Source organism: Spirosoma radiotolerans (assembly GCF_000974425.1).
Taxonomy (GTDB): domain Bacteria; phylum Bacteroidota; class Bacteroidia; order Cytophagales; family Spirosomataceae; genus Spirosoma; species Spirosoma radiotolerans.
In genome coordinates this window covers 276,233-296,286 of sequence record NZ_CP010429.1, presented here as the reverse complement: position 1 = coordinate 296,286, position 20,054 = coordinate 276,233, and the positions used below count along the sequence as shown (strand labels likewise).

Genomic DNA, 20,054 nt, shown 5'->3' with positions numbered 1-20,054 from the left:
GACACGCATTGTAAAAGCAAACTCCATGATCGCCCAGGAAACCTCGCTGCTTCAACAAACCCAAATCTACGCCGAATCGTTGCTAAAGCACCTTGCTGTAGATTATACCTACCACAATCTGAGTCATACAAGGGCGGTAGTGGCGTTTGCCAATGAGATTGCTGACCATGAAAAACTATCGGATACCGACCGGGAAACTGTGCTCATTGCCGCCTGGCTACACGATGTAGGGTATAAGGAAGGCTGTGACAATCACGAAGCAAACGGAATCAACATAGCGCGGCCCTTTCTGGAAAAACAGGGACTATCACCTAAACGCATTGAGGAAATAGAAGCCTGTATCCAGGCAACCAAAATGCCCCAGAATCCGCAGGGCAAACGGTTACCGGAAATCCTGTGCGATGCCGACCTGGGCCACCTGTCGGCCGACGATTTTCTGGAACGCAGTGAAGATCTCCGGCAGGAAATGAAGCATACGTTCGAAAAAATCAGCAAAAAGAAATGGCGAAAAAAGACAGCCGATTTTCTGGAGAATCACCATTATTTCACGCATTACGGCAAAACGGTTTTAGAACCACGTCAGCTAGCGAATCTGGAGAAACTCCGGCAGCAGCTAGGCGACGACGATGCCGAGGATGAACCCAAACATGGGAAACACGACAAAGACAAGTCGGATAAAGACAAGAGTAAGCACCACAAAGAGCAGAAAGATGCGCTGAACGAGCTATCGAAAGAGCCAGACTTACCTCATCCACTAAGTGAGTCAAAACCAGCAGATACCGTCAAAAAAGAGCGCAAGCCCGAACGCGGTGTAGAGACCATGTTCCGCCTGACGTCAGCCAACCATTTTCAATTGAGTTCGATGGCGGATACCAAGGCGAACATCATGATCTCGATCAACACCATTGTGTTGTCGTTGATTGTTAGTATACTGGCTCGAAAGCTGGAAGAATGGCCCATTCTGACCATTCCAACCGTCATGCTGGCCGTTACCTGTCTGGTGGCTACCGTGCTGTCGGTACTGGCTACCCGACCCAATGTAACGAGCGGTTTCGTGAGCCGGGAAGACATCGAAAACAAAACCGCCAATCTGCTCTTTTTTGGCAATTTCCACCAGATGGGGTTGTCGGATTACGAATGGGGAATGCGCCGGATGATGGATGATTCTGATTTCCTGTATTCCAGCATGATTCGCGACATCTACTTTTTAGGCAAAGTACTGGGGCGAAAATACAAGCTTCTCCGCTGGTCGTATTCTGTCTTTATGTTCGGGCTGGTCATATCGGTCATCGCCTTTGGCATTGCAACATACATGAGCAAATAATAGATTAGCTTATTTTGCCTGAGTGTCGGTTGACAAAATATAAATCGGCAGTAAGCGTACCCGGAAGCGCAAACTAGGCTAGTTTGCGCTTTTTTAGTAGCTTCGCCTATTCAATCAGCAAACTTATGCAACCAAAAGCGTTACTTCCTTTTTTCCTCGCATTCCTTCTCGTTTCTCCCCTACTCAACGCGCAAACCATCCTGAACCGCGACCCTCAGATTGCGGACCTGATTAGTCAGATTTCTGCCGATAGCCTGCGCGCACACATCAATGGTCTTGTTAGTTTCGGGACGCGCCATACCCTGAGCGTGCCCGCCGATGCCACCACGCAGGTGGGCAAAAAAGGCCTTGGAGCCGCCCGTCAGTGGATTCTGGGCAAATTCAATCAATACGCCAAACAGTCGGGCGGACGCATGACGGCCACCCTCGATACCTGGACCCTCCAGCCCGACGGCCGGCGTGTCGACAAGCCTGCCAATATGGGCAATGTGATGGCCACCCTCAAAGGGACCGATCCGAACGATACCCGCGTTTTTATTGTGCAGGGCCACATGGATAGCCGCGTCACCAATGTTATGAACCGCGAATCGGACGCGCCGGGAGCCAATGACGATGGCTCGGGTACGGCGGCTGTCATTGAACTTTGCCGGGTGATGAGCAAATCCTCGTTTCCGGCAACGGTCATCTTTGTCACCCTGACGGGCGAAGAACAGGGCTTACTCGGCGCTGAGCACCTGTCCGAACGGGCGCTGAAGGAGAAATGGAACGTAGAAGCTGTACTCAACAACGACATCATGGGCAGCAACAACAGCAGCGATACCCGCATCATTGACAACACACGGCTGCGGGTGTTTAGCGAGGGCCTGCCGGGTGTGCTGCTGAAAGACACGACCGGGCGTATTGGCCAGATTCGGCAGTTTGGCAACGAAAACGACGGCAAAGCCCGCACGCTGGCCCGCTATCTGAAAGAAGTTGGCGAGCGATATGTCGAAAATCTGGAAGTGGTGATGGTATATCGAAATGACCGATACCTGCGCGGGGGCGACCATACGCCGTACGTTCAGCGTGGTTTTGCGGCCGTTCGCCTGACAGAAATGAACGAAAACTATGAACACCAGCACCAGGATTTACGTACGGAAAACGGGACTGAATTTGGTGATTATGCCAAGTTTATGGACTTCGAATATCTCCGCAAAAACACGGCGATCAATCTGGCTACACTGGCCAACCTGGCGAAAGCGCCCATTGTGCCCCAGAAAGTAACGGTCGACGTTCGAAACCTCACCAACGCAACCGTTTTGTACTGGCAAGCCCCGACAGCAGGCAAGGTAAAAGGCTATTATGTACTCATGCGCGAAACCTACTGGCCGTTCTGGCAAAAAAAGTTTTTCACAACGAAGCTAGGCATGACCCTTCCTTACTCGAAAGACAACTATTACTTCGCTGTACAGGCCGTAAGTGAAGATGGCAACGAGAGCTTGCCAGTCCTGCCAGTGCCGAACCTTCGGTAAGATTTTTAGTTCGCCTTACCATTGCGCCGGACGGACGCTGCCGTTAAAACCCGGTGAATTATAAAAAACTCGTTCCAATGTCTCCCCTCTCCAAGCGACAGTTTCTTAAATCCCTCGTCGGTACCGCAGCCCTGTCGACCTGGGCAGGGCTGGACAAAGCACTGGCCAGCGCAGCAACCACACCGCCCCTTGCTCTGGCGCAGCAAGAGGATTTCTGGGCCACGATTCGGGCAGTGTATCCGGTCACGACCGATTTCATTCAGCTCGAAAACGGCTATTATTCGCTGGCGGCCCAGCCAGTAATGGATCGTTACCTGAAACACATCCAGGCTATCAATTCGGTGTCGTCTTATTACATGCGAACGCGCCAGTTCGACGACAAGCGGGTCTCCCAAACTCAGCTGGCGAAGTTGCTGGGTTGCTCCCCCGACGAGTTAATCATCACCCGAAACACAACGGAATCGCTCGACACCGTCATTGGGGGCTTGAACTGGAAATCGGGCGATGAGGCCATTATGGCCCAACAGGATTACGGTGCCATGCTGGATATGTTCAAGCTCCAGGCCCGTCGGCACGGCATTGTGAATCGGGTGGTGTCGCTCCCGAATAACCCCAAATCCGATGCGGAGATCGTGAGTCTCTACGAGAAAGCCATTACGCCCAAAACCCGGTTGCTGATGGTTTGCCACATGGTCAACATCACCGGGCAGATTTTACCGATCCGTCAGCTCACTGACATGGCGCATAAGCGTGGAGTTGAGGTATTGGTCGACGGTGCCCACGCATTCGGGCAGTTGAACTTTACAATGAGCGATCTGGGCAATGTTGATTATTATGCCAGCAGTTTACACAAATGGCTTGGCACACCCCTGGGGGCGGGTATTCTGTATGTGCGCCGGGACAAAATTGCGGGTCTTTGGCCTCTATTTGCTGATAGCAGCGTGGCGGATACTGATATTCGAAAACTAAACCATACCGGCACCCACCCTGTAGCAACTGATCTGGCTATTCAGGATGCCATTGCCTTTCATAACAGCATTGGAATCGAGCGTAAAGAAGCACGACTTCGTTACCTGCAACGCTACTGGACAGACCAGGTGCGGCACCACCCGAACATAACGCTGAATACCCCCGAAGCACCCGCCCGTTCCTGCGCCATCGCAAACGTGGGCATCGTGGGTAAAACGCCCGCCGAACTGGCGAAAGCCTTATTCGAGAAATACAAACTATTCACCGTTGCCATCGACTCACCGCCCGTGCAGGGCGTCCGCGTTACGCCCCACCTGTACACAACGACTGCCGAACTGGACACGTTTGTGCAGGCGCTGAAAGAACTGGCGGGGTAAGTATATTAGTACAAATTTGCAGTATGGATAGCGCGAACGTCTTCGTTCGTGCTGACTATTCACCGGCCTCTGGCCGAAAGCAAGTAATCGTCAAACGGCCAGAGGCCGAAGAATAATCAGCACGAACGAAGACGTTCGCGCTATCACTCATATTGATAACCATGAAAAACCGATCGCTACTTTTAGCTTTCCTATTCTTCTCAACGCTCGCGACGCAGGCGCAGACGCCAGTAAAAAAGCGGCCTATCAGTACAAAGGATATCTACCGACTCCAAACGATCAGCGACCCGCAGGTTTCGCCCGACGGTAAATGGATCAGCTACGGCCTGTCGACGGTCGATACGACAAAAGACAAACGTAATTCTGACATCTGGATGGTGAGCTGGGACGGAAAGGAGTCCGTTCAATTGACCAGCACACCCGACGGCGAATCGAGAGCGCGGTTCAGCCCGGATGGAAAATATATCTCGTTTGTATCGGCCCGGCAGGGTGCTACTAAAGGGCAAATCTGGCTGATGGATCGGCGGGGCGGTGAGGCTAAGAAATTAACCGATCTGAAAACCGATCTGGAAGACTACGTCTGGTCGCCAGACGGCAAAAAGATCGCCATGACGCTGCGGGACCCCGACTACGCTGATTCGGCCAAAACGAAAGTTCGCAAGCCGTTCGTACTTGACCGCTATCATTTCAAAGCCGACGTAAAGGGCTATATTGAAAAAGGCTCCGTTCACCTGTATGTATTTGATGTAACGACCAAAAAACTGGATACCCTCACCACGGGCCTCTACGACGAAAGTTCGCCTGTTTGGTCGCCGGATGGATCGCAACTGGCCTTTGTCAGCAACCGAACTGAAGACCCGGACCGGAATCAGAATACCGACATTTACGTGATCGACGCCAAGCCCGGCGCCACCCCGAAGCAATTGACCACCTGGGCAGGCTCGGATAATAACCCAGTATGGAGTCCGGACGGTAAGCGGATTGCGTACACCCGCTCAACGGCGTCGGGGAATTTTCTGATGTACGACCAACCCGTTCTGGCGGTCATTAGCCGGGATGGTGGCGAGCCAGCCTTATTGTCAAAAACACTGGATCGGCCGGTGCGGAACCCGCGCTGGGCCAAAGACGGGCAAACGATTGGGGTACTGGTGCAGGACGACCGCCAGACGTATGTTGGCCAGTATGCCCTTGCCGATGGAAAATTCATGAAAGTCGCGAGTGGCAACCGGGTATTTGGCGACCTGGAAACCGTATCGGCCGGTAACTGGCTAACCCTGATGAGTGAGCCCCACATTCCCGGCGAACTGTATGCGGTCGAAAATGGAACAACCCGTCGGCTTACTCACACACATGATGCGTTTCTGGCCCCACTCGAACTGGCGTCGGTCGAAGGGTTTACGTCGAAAAGTAAAGATGGCGCGCAGGTATCCAACGTTTTGTATCGACCAGCCAACACCCCTGCGAATAAAAAACTACCCACTATTTTCTACATTCACGGCGGCCCGGTTTCGCAGGACGAGTTCTCCTTCGACCTGACCCGGCAACTGTTGTCGGCGGGTGGATATGCTGTGGTGGCGGTCAACTACCGGGGCAGCAATGGCCGCGGCCTCGACTATACCAAAGCCATTTATGCCGACTGGGGCAACAAAGAAGTACTGGACATTTTGGGCGCAACCGATTACCTCGTTGACAAAGGCATCGCCGACCCCGACCGACTGGGGATTGGCGGCTGGAGCTACGGCGGCATTCTGACCAACTACACCATTGCCACCGACACACGCTTCAAGGCAGCCGCCAGCGGAGCAGGGAGCTCACTACAACTGTCCATGTATGGCATTGACCAATACACCAATCAGTACGAAACGGAGCTGGGGGCACCCTGGAAAAACACAGATAAATGGCTGAAGTTATCTTATCCATTTCTGAAAGCCGACCGCATCAAAACGCCAACCCTCTTCATGGCGGGCGAGAAAGACTTTAACGTACCCACGGCGGGTAGTGAACAAATGTTTCAGGCATTGCGGTCGTTGGGTATTCCTACCCAATTGATTATTTATCCGGGTCAATTTCACGGCATCACGGTTCCCAGTTATCAAAAAGACCGCGTTGACCGGTATTTGCAGTGGTTCGACAAGTATCTGAAACCAAAGACGCTGTAAGGCGATTAAGCGACATTAGATCTGGATGGAGTAGAGATGGAGTTCCAAACTGTATCCCTACTCTATCCAGATTCCAGATCTGAAAAACGCAAAGCAGGCGTTGCCCTGCATCAGTACGATTACATTCTGCGTAAAAAGAAGTATTGTGTTAGTATTTTTTTTGTAGTTTAGAGTCGCTTGTTCCTATTTTGTTCTGACTTTATTGAAAATTACTTACTTATGAAACATTCCGTATACATGACCTGCTTACTAATTGCTCTTACGGGCTTATCTTCCTGTAATAAGAGCAACGATCCTGAACCAGTATCTCCTGTGGTAGGCCGTTGGGAGCTAAATAGAGGGTTATTAAGTGGTTTTGTTGCCCCATATACAAGTCTCAATGGTGCGGGAATAGACCTTTATAATTACAGTTTTGGCTCTTATTCATCAAGAATCGATATTCGTACAGATAAATCGTTTCTTGATAATATTAAATCAGATGGTGGAGTTGGTGATGCTGTAGGTACTTGGGATTATACGAACTCCCAGTTAACATTAAGCTACGATGATGGTACAAAAGATACTTATACGTACACATCGTCTAAAGGCGTGGAGGAATTAACTTCGGTTACTTCCAACATAACTTTTCCTGTTAGCAATACATCTACAGCACCTGCCAAACTTCAATACGTATATCGGAAATAAGACTTTCTAGATTCGAGCTGTTGCGAAACAAAGCTTATGACTAGCCGAGTACCATTACAGACTAGGCCGATGCATCCGCATCGGCTTTTTTTATGGGCGGAGTGGTAAAAATCAGTCTGGTTCTCTTTTTAAAGCAACTAACTCTTTACCCTTATGCAAGCGATTCGTTTACTTCTCACAAGTACGCTCCTACTCGTTTTCGCCTTTACTAATTTCCTCTTTGCCCAACAGCGAACTGCAGGTTCGTTCAACGGACTGGACATGAATCTGGGGAATCTTTCCCGGCTGTCGAACGCTAAAACCCGGTCCATCAGCCCCGAAAATTTTACGGGCGAAAAAGGCAAGGGCGGTATGGACGACCTGACCGATACGCGCCCGAACCATGCCAATGCCAAAGATGCCGCCCGCGATCTGGGTCGGGGTTGGAAAGTGAATCCGTTTATCCGCATCAAAGCCGGTGAGACCTTCACACTGGCTGATGTGCAGGGGCCGGGTGCCATTCAGCATATCTGGATGACGCCCACCGGCAACTGGCGCTTTTCCATTCTGCGGGTTTATTGGGACGATGAAACTACGCCCTCCATCGAAGTACCCGTGGGCGATTTTTTCGGCATGGGTTGGGGCGAGTATGCCCAGCTCAACTCGCTGCCGGTCAGTGTCAATCCGGGGAGTGCGTTTAACTGCTACTGGCAAATGCCATTTCGGAAACGATGCCGGATAACGATGGAAAATATAAATGAGAAAGACCCGATGAACCTGTATTATCAGATCGACTACACACTCACCGAGGTGCCCGATGACATGGCTTACTTTCACGCGCAGTTCCGCCGAACAAACCCGAACCCGTACAAGAAAGACATTACGCTACTGGAAGGCATAAAAGGAAAAGGCCAATACGTGGGCACGTTTCTGGCTTGGGGCGTCAACAACAATGGCTGGTGGGGCGAAGGCGAGATCAAATTCTTCATGGATGGCGACACCGATTTCCCAACCATTGCCGGTACAGGTACGGAAGATTATTTCTGCGGCTCCTACAACTTCGACCGGGGTGGTCAATACATACCTTTCTCGACGCCCTATGTCGGTCTGCATCAAGTTACTAAGCCCGATGGTACATATAAATCCCAGCAGCGTTTTGGTATGTACCGCTGGCACATCATGGACCCCATTCGGTTCGAAAAGGACCTACGGGTTACCATTCAGGATTTAGGCTGGCGTAGTGGCGGGCGTTACCTACCCCAAATGTCCGACGTATCCAGTACCGTATTCTGGTATCAGGCTGAACCACATGCACCGTTCCCTAAATTGCCACCAAAAGACGTACTTGAAGTGAATTGACTTTTTTTATTTGGCCTATAGTTGAAGGTGACTATATAAATTTTGATCATACAGCTATTAGCAAAATATTTTAAAAGCGTTTTCGGTTCGAAGACGCTTTTTTCTTGGCATTAATTCGTACTTTCACAAAACCCTATCTACTAAGGATTTAGATTTTAATTTACTTTTATTTAATCCTAGATAAGTACAAAAACCTACAAATATGTCATCGCAACTAACTCGCCGGGACTGGCTTCGCGCCAGCGGCCTCCTAACTGCTGGCCTCGGCTTGAGCCGGTTCACGCCTGCCACTGCCAGCCGCCCTAATGCGCCATTTGTTTCGGGATTCACCAACGAGTTTGCCTTCACTGATGATCCGTTTGACAAGATGCCTAAACTGCGGGCTCGCTTGCTGGCAAACGAGAACCCACTGGGCATTTCACCCAATGCCAAAGAAGCCCTTGTGAAAGCGGCCGACTTGGGCAACCGCTACGCCTGGATGGAATTTGCCCAACTGAAAACGCTCCTGGCTACCGATGAAGGCGTAAAGCCCACAAACATCATGATGTCGCCGGGTTCGTCAGACATTCTGATGGCGGCTGCCGATCATTTTGCGAAAGGGGGTGGCACCATCCTGACCAGCACCATGACGTATGATGACCTGCTCCAGCGCGCCGAAAAGTTTGGTGCAAAAATCAAGGCATTGCCGATGACAAAAGACTACAAATTTGACCTACCGGCCATCAAGGCGAACATTACGCCTGATGTGAAGATGGTTTACATCGTCAACCCCAATAACCCAACCGGCACCATTATTCCAACGGCCGAGCTGGAAGCCTTCATCCGTGAAGTAGCCCCTAAAGTACCCGTGTTCATCGACGAAGCATATATCGACTTTTTCGAACCCGCCGAGCGCCCGAAACTGGGCAAACTGGTAAGCGAAGGCCAGAACGTAATTCTGGCTCGTACATTCTCAAAAATTCACGGCTTCGCCGGCCTGCGCTTAGGCTATGCCATTGCCCAGCCCGAAATGCTGAAAACGCTGCACGCTTATACCAACGGTGAGTTTGCGGTAAGCATCACGACACTGATGGCTGGCATTGCCAGCTATAAAGATGTTGACTGGCAGAATCACTGCCGGGCCGAAAACGCAAAAGCACGCAACTACACCACAAAAGCCCTGACCGATATGGGTTATGAGGTCATACCGTCGTCCGCTAACTTTATCCTGTTCCCCATTCGGATGAAAACATCGGCGTTCAGCAATCAGATGTTTGCCAACGGTATTGGTATTCAAACCCGCGACTTCAACGGGCAGCCTTACTGCCGGGTCAGCGTTGGGACGATGGACGAGATGGCCATGTTTATGGATAGCTTCAAAAAGGTAGTAGGCTAAGTGACTGGCGCAGCGGGAGGCTGTGCCAGTCGCCAGGCTAATTCCTTACTCATCTTAGCCGCAATGACGGCTGATACAGCAGCCTGCTGTATCGTATGAATACACTATGACAAGAAGAGACTTTATTAATTCAACCAGTGCCAGTTATGCCAGCCTGTTGGCGTGGGGAATGTTACAGCCTGCACCAGCGTCGGCGCTTACTTTACCCGCCAATGGTAAAACAGGTGAGGGTAAAGGTCGAAAAGTGATCATTTTAGGCGCGGGGCTGGCCGGTATGGCAACCGCCTACGAGCTCGGAAAACTTGGCTACGATTGTACCGTACTGGAAGCCCGCTCTCGGTCGGGCGGGCGCGTCTGGACGATTCGTGGCGGCACCAAAGAAACGGAAATGGGCGGTGGTATGGATCAGACCTGCCAGTTTGGCGAGGGTCTGTATTTCAACGGTGGCGCTGCCCGTATTCCACATCATCACCAGTTAACCCTGCATTATTGCCGTGAATTGAATGTGCCGCTACAAATTTTCAACGGCAACAACGAAGCCGCTTATCTATTCAATGATGGCGGAACGGGTGATCTGGCCAACCGACGGCTGCGCATCAAAGAGTATCACAACGATATGCGCGGCTATACCGCCGAACTGCTGGCAAAAGCCTTGGACCAATCGGCACTGGACCAGCAATTGACGAAAGAAGACGTTGAGAAACTGGTTGATTTCCTTAAAAATGAGGGCGATCTGAATACAGCCCATCTATACAAGGGCACCAACCGACGCGGGTACAAAACCAAAGCAGAACCCGGTGCCGGTACCATGCCGGGCAGCCAGACCGATCCATTCGGCCTGACTGACTTGTTACGGTCGGGGTTTATGCAACCCGTGTTCTACAACGTCGGCGATTACATTTACGAACAGCAAACAACGCTGTTACAGCCCGTGGGTGGTATGGACGCCATTCCGAAGGCGTTGGAAAAGAAGTTAACCGATAAGATTATTTTCAACGCGCCCGTTTCTGAACTGCGTAAAACGGAAAATGGGGTTCGGGTTGTCTATCAGAAAGACGGCAAACCGGTAGAACTGACGGGCGAATTCTGCGTCTGTACATTGCCCTTACCGATGCTCAAAAACCTGGAATCCGACTTGTCAGGCACCATCAAGCGAGCCGCTGACTTCGTACCTTATATCAAAACTGGTAAAATCGGACTCCAATTCAAGCGCCGGTTTTGGGAAGAAGATGACTGGATTTACGGCGGCATTTCGCGTACCAATATGGATATTAACCAGATCTGGTATCCGTCGTTTGGTTTCCAGGGGAAAAAAGGCGTCCTGATTGGCTACTACAATTTCTACAGCCGAGCCGAAGCCGTGGGCGCCCTGCCCGTTGCCGAACGCGAAAAAGTGGCGCTCACACAAGGTGCCAAAATTCACCCGCAATACCCGACTGAGTTTGAAAATTCATTTTCGCTGGCCTGGCACCGGGTGCCTTATAGCGGAGGTGGCTGGGCGACCTACGACGATACCACCCGGAAGAAATACTACCCTTCCCTGCTGGAGCCCGATGGCAATATCTATTTTGCCGGCGAGCACACGACGTACCTGACCGCCTGGATGGCCGGTGCGTTTACATCCGCACACCGGGCTGTCGAAGCAATCCATGCCCGAGTGGGCGAGTACACAAAAAAATAACATGAAAAACAACCTACTGTCTATTCTGATTTTCTGCTGCTGCGCTGTCGCAACGCAGTTTTTGAGCCAACGCGTTTCGGCGCAAACGGCATCGGCCAGCGCCAGTATGACCGTTGAGCAACTCAAGGCCATCAAAGCCATTAAAGTAGCTAACCTCGACAAGGATACGTATTTTAAATCCGGCGGTTTTATTCTGGATCGCTACGAGGAACGCCCTGCTTACGTGTTTACCTACAGCGACGGCATTACTCGTAAAATTTATCTCTACAAGGTATTCACAGCCGAAGACACGAAAGAGCTTGGCTTGCTGGCCATTTACCAGAATACGAAAACATCGGAGATAAAGCCGTTTGTTATTCCCGGTGCATCAGCCGACCGCAAAGCCTGGGATGCCTACATCGACGACCTTAAATACGTAGGCGAGAAAGAACCCGGCCTGATGTCGACGTTAACGTTTGTGTTATCGCGTGAGATGGCTGGTTTGCTATCGGGTGGCGGGGCTAAATCCGACGAAGGCGGTGCCAAGAAAAAAGAAGAATACAACTTCTGCTTTGCACCTAATGCCCCTGTGACAATGGCGGATGGTTCCTCAAAAAACATTAGTGCTATAACGGCGGGGGATGTTGTCCTGGGTTATAATGTCCAAACAAAAACACTTCAGTCAACAACGGTAACCCGGCTGGATATACACCAGGGTAACTTTGAATTAACGGGCGTATGGCTCGCTCCCGTCAACGAGGTTACGGCTGACATTCGTGCTGCCCTAACGGCCCCGATATTGCTGGAAGCAACAGCCAACCACCCGGTTCTGACGACTAATGGCCGCAAAGCATTGGGCGATGTAAAAGCGGGCGACGTTTTGTATCGGTACGATCCATCAACGAACGGGACTGCGGCCTATACCGTAGTAAAAACCAAAAAAGACGTTCGCTCGGTGAAAAGCGTGTATAACCTGGCTACGCAGTCGGGCGCTTATCTGGTTGATCAGACAGTGGTTATGGATAAATAAGCGATAAGACTCCCCTGTAGTTAAGGAGTACCTATTCATAAAAAGGCCAGGTCCAGTAATAGTGGGTCTGGCCTTTTGTGCGGCCATCGCCCTGGCAGTGTGTCTGTCTCAACACAAACTGTTCTTTCTTTTCTTAAAGCGTTTATCGATTTAACCCAAATTTATTGCCTCATTCAGCTTTTGCCATTACTTTTGCCTGACTGAAAACCGTATGCATGCATACTAATTTTTCACTAAAATTATGGCTGAAGCCTTCATTTATGATGCCGTACGAACACCTCGGGGACGAGGCAAAAGCGACGGTTCGCTGCACGATGTGCAGCCTATTCAACTCCTTACCAGCGTGCTGCGCGAACTCCGCGACCGTAACCAGCTCGATACCTCATTGGTCGATGATGTAATTATGGGTTGTGTAACGCCTATCGGCGAACAGGGCGCAGACATTGCCCGCACGGCCGCCCTCGAAGCCGGTTATGATGAGTCGGTGGCGGGTGTGCAGTTGAACCGATTCTGCTCATCGGGACTGGAGGCCATCAACATGGCTGCGGCTTACGTCATGTCGGGGCAGATCGACGCTATTGTCGCCGGTGGGGTCGAGTCAATGTCACGGGTGCCAATGGGTTCCGATGGCGGAGCTATTTTCATGAATCCACAGATTGTAGCACGCCATAACATCGTCCCCCAGGGCATTTCGGCCGATTTGATCGCGACCAAATATGGATATTCCCGGTCCGATGTAGATGGCTTTGCGGCTGAATCCTACCGTCGGGCCGGTCAGGCACAGGCCGATAATCGCTTTCACAAAACCCTTGTTCCGCTAAAAGACGAAATTGGCATCACGGTCCTCGACCGCGACGAAGGCGTTCGCCCCGGCACAACGGCCGAAAGCCTGAGCAAACTCAAACCCGCTTTCGAAGCGATGGGCCAAATGGGCCTGGATGCGCTTGCTCTGCTCAAATACGCTCAATTTGATAAAATCAATCACGTTCACCATGCGGGCAATTCGTCGCAAATTGTTGACGGAGCGGCTGGCGTCTTAATTGGGAGTGCAGCCTTTGGTGAGCAGTCGGGGCTCAAACCCCGCGCCCGGATCAAAGCATTTGCCATTGTCGGTTCTGAACCCACGATCATGCTAACGGGGCCAGTTCCAGCCACGCGCAAAGTGCTCAAACGGGCAGGCATGACCATTAGCGATATTGATCTCTTCGAGGTAAACGAAGCCTTTGCTGCCGTGCCGCTGCTCTTTATGGAGGAGTTTGGCGTAGATCACAGTAAGTTAAATGTAAATGGGGGCGCCATTGCACTGGGCCATCCGCTGGGCGCTACGGGCGCTATTATCTCGGCTACACTGATCGATGAGCTGGAACGTTCGGGGAAGCAATTTGGCCTATCAACCCTCTGCATCGGGGGCGGCATGGGCATAGCCACCATTTTTGAACGGGTTAATTAAAGAGCTACATCGCTCACCGAACGGATAAGCTGAATGGCTTCGCCCAAACAAGCGGATGCAAAGTCAGCATCGTAACTGGCGATTTTCTCAATTCCATTGAGTTTACAGGTAGCGAGAATGAGCGCATCGTTGGGCAATAGATTATACTTTTCCATCATTTCGAGATGTATCGGTATAATTGTCTTATCTGCGTCGAGCCACTTTAACTTACTCAACAAACCGGCGGGATTGTATAGCCGTAAAACGTCGGAAATCGTTCCGTCTCTTTTCAAAGTTACCGGGGCTTTCCCGCCACCAACAGCCAGCCAATAATAAGTAAACTCACTAAGTATGATTTGACTGATGAACAAGTCAAATGAAGAACGTAGTAAATGATTGAACAAGTCAGGTTGCGTTTTCTTAGCCCATTCAACTAAAATAGAACTGTCTAAAAATATCTTATTGCTCATAAACATTCAAAGAATTCCAGTCTAGGTCTGGGTTCAGAGCGGGTAATTTATCGAATAACTGCCGTGACATGTCCAGCAATGACGCTCGTTCTTCGTCCTGAACTGGACGGAACTCGATAATGATGGTCTCATCACGCATCTCATCGGGTACGTTAAATGTAATCTGCCCGTTTTCTGGCTTTTGAATAAGTCTTATGGCGCCCATATCAACTTTGTTTTTGGTAAAAATACAACAAACTTCTCAAGCATGATCAAGTACAGCATTGACCAAAACGTGGCTATTATTTCGTGGGAGATGACCTCGTCGCCGATGAACGTTCTCAACGACGAATCCATACCGCAGTTCGAAGCTGCCCTACAACAGGCCATGGCCGACGAGTCGGTTAAAGGGCTGATCATTACTTCGGCCAAGCCTGAGTTTGTGGCCGGTGCAGACTTGAAAATGATTCTGCGCAACAATGATAAAGCACCAACGGAGATGCTGAACGTCTCCTCGGAGTTGAATCGCATTTTTCGCAGCATCGAAACCTCGGGCAAGCCAACCGTAGCCGCTATTAACGGAACGGCCCTCGGTGGTGGCTACGAAATCTGCCTGGCCTGCCACCACCGTATTGCCCTCAATAACCCAAAAACCCTCATTGGCCTGGTCGAAGTAACCATTGGCTTGTTACCCGGAGCGGGCGGCACACAACGCCTGCCCCGCATGATTGGCATACAGGCTGCATTACCGCTGCTCCTCGAAGGGAAAAAGGTGGGCGTTCAGGAAGCAAAAAACCTGGGTATGATCGACGACATTGCCGAGAGCCCCGATGAGATGATGGCCAAAGCCCGCGCCTGGATTGAGGCCAACGGAACGGCTACCGGGCAAAAACCCCTGAAACCCTGGGACGAGATCGACCGGAAAACGGGTAAGATCGTCGGAAAGGATAACTTCAAGGTTCCGGGCGGCAATGTCCAGAGCCCGGTCGGTGCCCAGACGTTCGCGGCTGGTACGGCCATGCTGATGGATAAAACCAAAGGCAATTACCCTGCCCCACTCGAAATTATGGCGTGTGTATACGAAGGCTTACAAGTCAATATCGACCGGGCCTTGGTTATTGAAGCGCGCCACTTCGTAAAGGTGGCCACCTCTAAAGTGGCGAAGAACCTCATTCAGACCATGTTTCTGGGGATGAACGAGGCTAATAAAGGCGCCAGCCGCCCGAAAGACCGCCCAAAAACGGATGTCAAAAAACTGGGCATTCTGGGCGCGGGCATGATGGGAGCAGGAATCGCTTACGTCTCGGCACAGGCAGGTATCGAGGTCATTCTGAAAGATATATCGGTAGAAGCGGCTGAAAAAGGGAAAGATTATTCGCGTGGGCTGCTCCAGAAAGGCGTCGAACGGGGAAAAGTACACCCGCAGAACGTTGACGGTATTCTTAGCCTCATCAAACCAACAGCCGATACCGCCGACCTGCAAGGCTGCGATTTAATTATTGAAGCCGTTTTCGAAAACCGGGAATTAAAGGCACAGGTGACTAAAGAAGCCGAACCCATGCTGGCCTCCGATGGCCTGCGCGTTTTCGGCTCTAATACCTCTACCCTGCCCATTAGCGGATTGGCCGACGCGTCGGTCAATTCTGCCAATTTTATTGGCATTCACTTCTTCTCACCAGTCGACAAAATGATGCTGGTGGAGATTATTATGGGTAAACACACATCGGACTATGCGCTTGCCGTTGCCATTGATTTCACCCGCAAGATTCGCAAAACACCCATCGTTGTCAATGATGCCCGTGGTTTCTATACTTCGCGTTGTTTCGGTACGTATTCGTCGGAGGGCATGGAGTTGCTGAAAGAGGGCGTTAACCCTGTTTTGATCGAAAATGGCGGGAAAGATGCCGGAATGCCCGTCGGGCCACTGGCCGTAACCGACGAAGTGGCGCTGGATCTGGTCTATAAAATCGCAGGTCAGGGGATTAAAGACGGAGCTGTTCGCAAAGACGACACGAGCTACGACGTGGCCAAAAAATTCGTTGACCTTGGCCGCTTGGGCAAGAAGTCGAAAGCCGGTTTTTATGACTATGCCGATGACAAAAGCAAGAAACTGTGGCCGGGATTACAGGATTTATTCCCAAGGTCTGCTGATCAACCCACGCTCGATGAGGTGAAAACACGGTTGCTCTACCGGCAAGCCGTTGAAGCGGTACGCTGTTTTGAAGAAAATGTCGTACGCACCAAACTAGACGCCGACCTGGGCTCAATTCTGGGTTGGGGTTTCCCAGCCTACACGGGTGGAGCCCTGTCCTTCGTCGATTTTGTTGGCATCGAAACGTTTGTCAGCACATGTGATCGTCTGGCCGATCAGTATGGCGAACGTTTCCGGCCAACGGAACAATTGCGGGAGCGAGCGCGAAAGCCTGAAGCAGTGTAGGTTACATTAGAAATTACGCTTTATTCGCTACGTAGCGTATTATGGAGGCTACCCAAGCTTTTGTTTTATATGACGAAGTGGTTTTTTTCTGTCATTCCGACGAAGGAGTAATCTTTGATGAGAGCGAAAAATTAGTCCTCCTACCGAAGATTCCTCCTTCGTCGGAATGACAGAAAAACAATTACTTCCAATCTCTTTTGAAAACTCAGACAGCTCCATGATTTCACAAACGCTCTATCCTTAAGCGGTTTCAGTTTTAGTATTTAAATACCTCCCTTTCTGATAGCTGACCGGCGTGGTACCCGTCCACCGCCGAAAGGCACGATTAAAAGCACTTAGCTCATTGTACCCCAGAATGTAAGATACCTCTTTTACGGGATGCCGGCCAGCCTGAAGGTAGTGCAGGGCCAGTGACTTACGCATGGAATCGGCCAGTTGCTGATACGTCACACCCTCTTCCTGTAGCTTTCGTTGCAGACTTCGGCTGCTTACGTTTAAGTTCGACGCAATGGCGTCCAGCGTGGGTACGCCCAGATAAGCGTTCGCCAGTAGGTAGTTAGTGATCCGTTCGCTTAAGGATGTTGTCTGCCTATGGGTTTCTTCCAATGTGCTTATCTTCCGCAATAACACGGCCTGCAATTCATAATCGGCGGTTAGGATGGGTTCCTCCCAGAACCTGGTATCAAACTCGATCTCATATTTATCGCTGTTTTGAATCGACTGGCAGCGTAATACGCGTTCGTACTCAGCCAGATCTTCGCCATTGACGGGCATCGCCACCTTAATCGGCTGGATTTTTCCCAGCACAAGGCCGTCAACCTCATGGAGCGTAAAGGCCATAAAGAAGTTCATCATCTGCCGAAAAACGATAGGCGACTCAGCCCGTCGACTGGTACTGAGCTTGAATTGAATAGTGAACGCCTGGTCTCCTGAAACCACCTCCATCGTTAGCCAATCGGTAATCAGATGAGCGAAAGCAGTTGCATGCGTCAGCGCTTCACCAATTGTCCGACTGTACCGGATCAACTCACCTACAACGCCCAACGCGGCCACCTGCATCGACTCGCCAAAGTGCAGACCAAACAACGGATCCTGGCTCAATCGGGTTGCATTGAGCCAAAGCGCATTGATTTGCTGACTTGTCGGAGCAGAGCTGTTTTCATTTTTTAACTCGCTCAATACCAAACCCGAAGCGCTGCACAGATCGCCTAAAGGGATATTTTTTTGAATGGCATAAGCCAGCAGACTAAGCACTAACCGTTTCTGATAATCTTGCATGAAGTAAAAATACGAAAATAGTCTATCCCGAATTCCCCCTGTCGCAAAGTGGTAATTGGTTGGCGTTTGAAGGTAAAATACGCCCCAGCCCGGCCCAATACCTTTGTCAAAAAAAAACGCCATGAAAACAATCCTAATTGCCGTTGCCCTGGCCTTTTCCCAACTGGCAAACATGCAAACAACCGACAAAAAAGCAAATCAGTCAATTCATCAGAACGTCATTAACCAATCAAACTTAAAAGCAATGGAAACGCAATCTATGCAGGTCGTTCGTGATTTTCTAACCGCCGTTCAGCAGGGAAACCAGGCAAAATTGGCGTCATCGCTCCACCCGAATGTAGAATGGGATCAACCCGGAAATAACCGGTTTTCGGGGGTTAAAAAATCAAGTGCCGACGTCTTCAAAATGGTCGGTGGCATGTTCGAGGTTTCGTCCAATAGCCTGGCTCTTACCGACGTGAAGGTACTGACAGCTAACGGCAACAGCGTGGCCTGTCTGGTACACTGGAAGGCGGTTCAGCCAAACGGTGGCAGACTCGATGTCGATAACATTGACGTGTACACCGTGGAGAAAGGGCAAATTGTCAAGGCGAAAGTGTACTCCGCTGACATAGCTCAGGAAGATGACTTCTGGCTGAAGTAAACGTAGCGCATAAAAATCCCCCGCCCGAGCAGGCGGGGGATTTTTATACTAACCGGAAACTCATTCGATGGTATTTCGTGGGGCCAAATTGCCAGATGGCGGCTCGGTGAACACTAGGGTAATTCTGTTAGCAAACGATCCAACGTTTCGTGGCTTATATCAGTCTGCTCAGACTTATCGTAGATTGATACCAGATAAACAATCTCGTCGACAACACGCACGCAGGTAATTATGCGTGCTCCGCTCCGTTTACCCTTACCTTTAGAACGAATACCCAGGCGTATTTTATAGAATCCGTCACGGATGGCAACTCCTTGAAAAGGGTTCTTTTCCAAGTCGTCGATAAGTTGACTTAGTTCAGCTTTTAATGATTTATATTTTTTCTTAAGTCGTTTGGCTTCACGCTCAAAATTTTCAATCGTCTCAACGCTATAACTCATAAGTCATTGAGAAACTCACGAGCTGGACGCGACTTCATACTACCCTGTTCTACAGCCCGTAACTCGTTTAACCCTTGCCGAATATTATTCACAACAGCTTCGTCGGAATCTTCTCCCCCCCCTTCATTCTGAATTCGGACAAACGGTAAATGATCGATTAGATTCTTGAAGAAACTAACCTCTTTATCATCGATTTCAAGTGTCAAAACAGCCATAATTGTTTACTTTTAGCTATAGTAAAGATAACAAATTTACTTAATAATTATTCCGGACGCTGTTTGTTTTCCTTGCAAAGACCTGCTGGGTCTTATACTAACCGGAAACTCATTCGATGGTATTTCGTGGGGCCAAATTGCCGGATGGCGGCTCGGTGAACAGGTGTTGGATAGCCTGCATTGCTGGCCCAGCCGTAGGCCGGAAACTCCAGCCCGAGTTGCGTCATCAGGTCATCGCGGTACGTTTTGGCAAGGACCGATGCGGCAGCAATGGCTAAATAATGGGCATCCCCTTTGATGATGCAGGTGTGCGGAATCATGGGGTACGGCACAAACCGATTCCCATCGACCAGCAAATGCTCCGGCTTGATCGTCAGCGCATCGACCGCCCGATGCATGGCCAGAAAACTGGCATTCAGAATATTGATTCGGTCGATGTCTTCGTGCGCTACTTCGGCAACCGCCCAGGCCAGTGCGTCGCGTTCTATGTCCTTTTTTAGACTTTCGCGCTGAACACGGGACAGTTGCTTCGAATCATTCAGGATAGGATGTGTGTAGTTCTTCGGCAGAATAACCGCTGCCGCCACCACAGGTCCGGCTAAACAGCCCCGCCCCACTTCATCCAGACCCGCTTCAACAGCCTCGGCGTTATAATAGGATTTCAGCATAATTTATTGGTTTACGGTTTGTGGTTTACGGTTGGCAAACGCTTATTCATAGGTAGCTTTTACCCGTT

18 protein-coding genes are annotated in these 20,054 nt (G+C 50.5%); 12 read left to right on the top strand and 6 right to left on the bottom strand.

From position 1 onward, the window contains the following. The first annotated feature begins 25 nt into the window (after positions 1 to 25). The 10 genes from SD10_RS29005 (at position 26) to SD10_RS01235 (ending at position 13,877) form a co-directional block, all read left to right on the top strand. Positions 26 to 1,324: a Pycsar system effector family protein gene (locus SD10_RS29005; RefSeq protein ID WP_046375322.1), complete on the top strand. Its 1,299-nt coding sequence runs from the start codon at positions 26 to 28 to the stop codon at positions 1,322 to 1,324. Between the two features lie 125 nt (positions 1,325 to 1,449). Then, positions 1,450 to 2,835, top strand: a complete 1,386-nt coding sequence (locus tag SD10_RS01270) for a M20/M25/M40 family metallo-hydrolase (protein WP_046375321.1) — start codon at positions 1,450 to 1,452, stop codon at positions 2,833 to 2,835. A 77-nt stretch (positions 2,836 to 2,912) separates the two neighbouring features. Next, the gene (locus tag SD10_RS01265; RefSeq protein WP_046375320.1) at positions 2,913 to 4,181 is read left to right on the top strand and encodes an aminotransferase class V-fold PLP-dependent enzyme; all 1,269 of its coding nucleotides are present in this window, start codon (positions 2,913 to 2,915) and stop codon (positions 4,179 to 4,181) included. A gap of 161 nt (positions 4,182 to 4,342) precedes the next feature. Continuing rightward, the gene (locus SD10_RS01260) at positions 4,343 to 6,340 is read left to right on the top strand and encodes a S9 family peptidase (RefSeq protein ID WP_046375319.1); all 1,998 of its coding nucleotides are present in this window, start codon (positions 4,343 to 4,345) and stop codon (positions 6,338 to 6,340) included. 219 nt (positions 6,341 to 6,559) lie between these two features. Beyond that, positions 6,560 to 7,024: a hypothetical protein gene (locus tag SD10_RS29000; RefSeq protein WP_082111480.1), complete on the top strand. Its 465-nt coding sequence runs from the start codon at positions 6,560 to 6,562 to the stop codon at positions 7,022 to 7,024. 153 nt (positions 7,025 to 7,177) lie between these two features. Next, positions 7,178 to 8,362, top strand: coding sequence for a glycoside hydrolase family 172 protein (locus tag SD10_RS01255; RefSeq protein WP_046375318.1), 1,185 nt, complete (start codon positions 7,178 to 7,180; stop codon positions 8,360 to 8,362). 202 nt (positions 8,363 to 8,564) lie between these two features. Beyond that, positions 8,565 to 9,737, top strand: coding sequence for a pyridoxal phosphate-dependent aminotransferase (locus SD10_RS01250; protein ID WP_046375317.1), 1,173 nt, complete (start codon positions 8,565 to 8,567; stop codon positions 9,735 to 9,737). A gap of 106 nt (positions 9,738 to 9,843) precedes the next feature. Next, positions 9,844 to 11,418: a flavin monoamine oxidase family protein gene (locus tag SD10_RS01245; RefSeq protein WP_046375316.1), complete on the top strand. Its 1,575-nt coding sequence runs from the start codon at positions 9,844 to 9,846 to the stop codon at positions 11,416 to 11,418. Between the two features lies 1 nt (position 11,419). Next, positions 11,420 to 12,427, top strand: coding sequence for a Hint domain-containing protein (locus SD10_RS01240; RefSeq protein WP_046375315.1), 1,008 nt, complete (start codon positions 11,420 to 11,422; stop codon positions 12,425 to 12,427). A 241-nt stretch (positions 12,428 to 12,668) separates the two neighbouring features. Then, on the top strand, positions 12,669 to 13,877 hold the full coding sequence (locus tag SD10_RS01235) for an acetyl-CoA C-acetyltransferase (protein WP_046375314.1): 1,209 nt from the start codon (positions 12,669 to 12,671) through the stop codon (positions 13,875 to 13,877). Here SD10_RS01235 and SD10_RS01230 read toward each other — a convergent pair. Beyond that, positions 13,874 to 14,326: a type II toxin-antitoxin system VapC family toxin gene (locus SD10_RS01230; RefSeq protein WP_046375313.1), complete on the bottom strand. Its 453-nt coding sequence runs from the start codon at positions 14,324 to 14,326 to the stop codon at positions 13,874 to 13,876. The two genes, SD10_RS01235 and SD10_RS01230, sit on opposite strands and share 4 nt — an antisense overlap. Beyond that, on the bottom strand, positions 14,316 to 14,531 hold the full coding sequence (locus SD10_RS01225; protein ID WP_046375312.1) for a hypothetical protein: 216 nt from the start codon (positions 14,529 to 14,531) through the stop codon (positions 14,316 to 14,318). The genes SD10_RS01230 and SD10_RS01225 overlap by 11 nt, the downstream gene beginning before the upstream one ends. A gap of 42 nt (positions 14,532 to 14,573) precedes the next feature. On the opposite strand from SD10_RS01225, the gene SD10_RS01220 reads away from it, so the two are divergent. After that, positions 14,574 to 16,742: a 3-hydroxyacyl-CoA dehydrogenase NAD-binding domain-containing protein gene (locus SD10_RS01220; RefSeq protein WP_046375311.1), complete on the top strand. Its 2,169-nt coding sequence runs from the start codon at positions 14,574 to 14,576 to the stop codon at positions 16,740 to 16,742. 240 nt (positions 16,743 to 16,982) lie between these two features. On the opposite strand, the gene SD10_RS01215 is transcribed toward SD10_RS01220, so the two are convergent. After that, a complete protein-coding gene (locus SD10_RS01215) occupies positions 16,983 to 18,143 on the bottom strand; it encodes an AraC family transcriptional regulator (RefSeq protein ID WP_227699111.1) in 1,161 nt (386 codons plus the stop codon). Here SD10_RS01215 and SD10_RS01210 point away from each other — a divergent pair. Continuing rightward, a complete protein-coding gene (locus SD10_RS01210; protein ID WP_227699110.1) occupies positions 18,142 to 18,663 on the top strand; it encodes a nuclear transport factor 2 family protein in 522 nt (173 codons plus the stop codon). The two genes, SD10_RS01215 and SD10_RS01210, sit on opposite strands and share 2 nt — an antisense overlap. A gap of 113 nt (positions 18,664 to 18,776) precedes the next feature. Here SD10_RS01210 and SD10_RS01205 read toward each other — a convergent pair whose 3' ends face one another. From SD10_RS01205 to SD10_RS01195, 3 genes are all read right to left on the bottom strand, one after another. Beyond that, a complete protein-coding gene (locus tag SD10_RS01205) occupies positions 18,777 to 19,103 on the bottom strand; it encodes a type II toxin-antitoxin system RelE/ParE family toxin (protein WP_046375310.1) in 327 nt (108 codons plus the stop codon). Then, complete coding sequence (locus SD10_RS01200) at positions 19,100 to 19,318, bottom strand: hypothetical protein (RefSeq protein WP_046375309.1); 219 nt, start codon at positions 19,316 to 19,318, stop codon at positions 19,100 to 19,102. Before SD10_RS01200 ends, SD10_RS01205 begins: the two co-directional genes overlap by 4 nt. Before the next feature lie 92 nt (positions 19,319 to 19,410). Next, on the bottom strand, positions 19,411 to 19,986 hold the full coding sequence (locus SD10_RS01195; RefSeq protein WP_046375308.1) for a ribonuclease HII: 576 nt from the start codon (positions 19,984 to 19,986) through the stop codon (positions 19,411 to 19,413). Between the last annotated feature and the right edge of the window lie 68 nt (positions 19,987 to 20,054).